Origin of the sequence: Enterobacter cloacae complex sp. IR5458 (assembly GCF_049238025.1) — a bacterium.
Taxonomy (GTDB): domain Bacteria; phylum Pseudomonadota; class Gammaproteobacteria; order Enterobacterales; family Enterobacteriaceae; genus Enterobacter; species Enterobacter kobei.
This window is the reverse complement of sequence record NZ_JBMKIF010000097.1, coordinates 1-2,898: the sequence shown is the minus strand read 5'-3', so window position 1 is coordinate 2,898 and position 2,898 is coordinate 1. Positions and strand designations below refer to the sequence as shown.

Here is a 2,898-nt window from a genome sequence, read left to right as displayed (position 1 = left end):
GCCGTATACACACTTTCCAGGCGTGCTCCTTCAGCCACTCGGACACCTCACCATATTGTTTTGCTGCCTGACCGCGTGGGGGGCAACGGGGCGCTACTATAGGGAGTTGCGCTTACACGGTCAAGCAGATTTTCTGTATTCGTGCTTGTTCGGTTAAGCCTTAATCAGCACATGCCGCTGAGGGCTTAATTAACGCTGTGAATCGAGCACTTCGCTGTTTTTAACCACTTCCTGAGCTTTGCTATAGCTTTCGATCAGCAGCTGGTACGCCGGGAAGATATGTGTGTACACCTCAGCCCACTCCGCAGCATCTTCGCGGTTCCAGGTTCGCTGGATCTCAGATGCCACCGCCGCGGTGTCCATCGGTACCACACCGGCCTGCATCACACGCGCGAGGGTGATCTCCTGCGCCATTTTGCTGTAGGTCCCGGAGGCGTCAATTACCGCAAAGACTTTATACCCATCCGCAACCGCGCTGATCGACGGGAAGGCCATGCAGACGCTGGTGATCGTGCCCGCAATGATCAACGTTTTGCGTCCGGTAGCGTTTACCGCCGCCACAAACTCCGGGTTATCCCAGGCGTTGATCTCACCTTTGCGGGCCACGTACTGAGCATGCGGCGCATTGGTGTGGATCTCCGGGATAAGCGGGCCGTTCGGTCCTTGTGGGACGGAAGCGGTGGTGATCACCGGGATCTTCGCCAGGGTGGCGATTTTTGCCAGCGCCGCCGCACGGGCGCGCAGTTCTGGCATCGGCATATCGCCGACGGTCTGGAACAGCCCGCTCTGGTGGTCGATAAGCAGCATGACTGCATCGTTTACGTCAATGACGGGACGTGTACCGTTGAAGTTTGCAGGGGTAGACATTTTGCGCTCCTTATTACGTTTAGATCTGGCCGAAGCGGCCGGAGTTGAAATCACGAATGGCTTCCGCGATTTCGGTTTTACTGTTCATCACAAATGGGCCATAGCCCACAATCGGTTCATTCAGCGGCTCGCCGGCCATCAGCAGTACTTTTGCGTCGCCGTTTGCTTCCAGATGAAGCTTGTCGCCTTGCTGACTGAATACGATCAGCTGTGCCTCACCCGCTGGCGTGGTGCCGTTCACCGTTACGCTGCCCTCAAGTACCACCAGCGCCGTGCTCCAGCCTTCAGGCTGATTGAGCGCCAGGTGGCTGCCCTGGCGTAGTGTCAGATCCCACACATTCAGCGGTGAGAAGGTATGAGCCGGGCCAGTCACCTCGTCAAAGCGGCCGGCGATGACGCGCAACGTTCCGCTGCTATCCGGCAGCGTGACGACAGGGATATCCGCCTTCGTGATGCTCTGGTAACCGGGCGCTGCCATCTTGTCTTTGGCGGGCAGGTTGACCCACAGCTGCATCATTTTCAGTTCGCCGCCTTTCTGCGAGAACGCGCTGGAGTGGAACTCCTCGTGCAAAATGCCTGCGCCCGCCGTCATCCACTGCACGTCGCCCGGTCCGATGACCCCGCCTTTGCCGCTGGAGTCACGATGTTCCACTTCGCCGGAGTAGACGATGGTGACCGTTTCAAAGCCACGGTGAGGGTGCTCGCCCACGCCACGCTTCGCGCCATCCGCCGGGAAGGTGTAGGGACCGGCATAGTCCAGCAGCAGGAACGGACTGAGTGATTCACCGTGCGTCTGGTAGGAAAACATCGAACGAACCGGGAAACCGTCTCCGACCCAATGGGGACGAGGTGCGGTATAGACGCCTGTTACGGTTTTCATGATTAACTCCTGATGTGCTGTCGATGTAATTAGCTTATATTCAGAGCTAATATCCCGGTAGAGAGTGAAAATGACATTCACTGTTCTTAAAATGGAACAATGGGGGCATATGCAGGATCTCAATGATTTCGTGTGGTTTGTGAAAGTGGTGGACCACGGTGGGTTTGCAGCGGCAGGTCGGGTGCTCGATCAGCCTAAATCGAAACTGAGCCGCCGGATTGCGCAACTGGAAGAGCGACTGGGTGTGCGGTTGATACAGCGTACCACGCGGCAGTTTACGGTGACGGAGGTGGGGCAAACGTTCTATCAGCACTGTAAAGCCATGCTGGTCGAGGCTGAAGCGGCGGAGGAGGCGGTGGCTGCCTTACAGGCTGAACCGCGCGGTGTTGTCAGGATAACGTGTCCTGTCACGTTGCTGCACGTTCATGTGGGGCCCATGCTGGCGCGGTTTATGTCGCGTTACCCGGGGATCAATCTTCAGCTGGAGGCCACCAACCGGCGGGTTGACCTGGTAGGAGAAGGCATTGACGTGGCGATCCGCGTTCGTCCGCGTCCCTTTGATGACAGCGATCTGGTGTTAAGGGTGCTGGCTGACAGAGGACACTGCCTGGTGGCGAGCCCGGCGTTGATTGAGCGGATGGGCAACCCGGTGATGCCTGCTGAACTCAGTGACTGGCCGGGTTTAAGTATGGGGGCGGGCAAGCAACTGCATAAATGGGATCTGAGCGGTCCGGAGGGAGCGAAAGCCGAAATCCACTACACGCCGCGCTTTATAACTACCGATATGCTGGCGCTGCGGGAAGCGGCGATGGCGGGCGTAGGCGTGGTGCAGTTGCCGATTTTAATGGTTAAAGATCAGTTGGCGAAAGGGGAATTGGTGCGGGTTCTGGATGCCTGGGAGCCCAGACGGGAAGTGATCCACGCGGTGTATCCTTCGCGGCGCGGTCTACTGCCATCGGTCAGGGCGCTGGTCGATTTTCTAACCGAAGAGTATGCGCGGATGGCTGAGGAGTAAATTCTTTGTAGGTCGGGTAAGCGAAGCGCCACCCGACACCATCACCGCAGAGGAAGCAAAGTTCTCATCCCCCCCTATTGGAGAATATAAAAGAAAAAAGCCCGTACTTTCGTACGAGCTCTCATCTTGAATATGG

3 protein-coding genes are annotated in these 2,898 nt (G+C 57.3%); 1 reads left to right on the top strand and 2 read right to left on the bottom strand.

Annotation, left to right across the window (positions count from 1 at the left end; all coding sequences use genetic code 11):
• Positions 1-189 precede the first annotated feature (189 nt).
• Both ACOTYN_RS26005 and ACOTYN_RS26000 read right to left on the bottom strand, forming a co-directional pair.
• Positions 190-867 (bottom strand): isochorismatase family protein, encoded by a 678-nt coding sequence (locus ACOTYN_RS26005; protein ID WP_071922394.1) that lies wholly within the window; start codon positions 865-867, stop codon positions 190-192.
• 19 nt (positions 868-886) lie between these two features.
• A complete protein-coding gene (locus tag ACOTYN_RS26000) occupies positions 887-1,747 on the bottom strand; it encodes a pirin family protein (protein ID WP_071922393.1) in 861 nt (286 codons plus the stop codon).
• Between the two features lie 109 nt (positions 1,748-1,856).
• Between ACOTYN_RS26000 and ACOTYN_RS25995 the strand changes: the two genes are divergently transcribed.
• On the top strand, positions 1,857-2,762 hold the full coding sequence (locus tag ACOTYN_RS25995) for a LysR family transcriptional regulator (RefSeq protein ID WP_332957261.1): 906 nt from the start codon (positions 1,857-1,859) through the stop codon (positions 2,760-2,762).
• The last annotated feature ends 136 nt before the right edge of the window (positions 2,763-2,898 follow it).

What these genes read in the sequence shown, in the direction of transcription:
- ACOTYN_RS26000 (WP_071922393.1), bottom strand. Translation starts at nt 1,747, where the DNA reads ATGAAAACCGTAACAGGCGTCTATACCGCACCTCGTCCCCATTGGGTC.
- ACOTYN_RS26005 (WP_071922394.1), bottom strand. Translation starts at nt 867, where the DNA reads ATGTCTACCCCTGCAAACTTCAACGGTACACGTCCCGTCATTGACGTA.
- ACOTYN_RS25995 (WP_332957261.1), top strand. Translation starts at nt 1,857, where the DNA reads ATGCAGGATCTCAATGATTTCGTGTGGTTTGTGAAAGTGGTGGACCAC.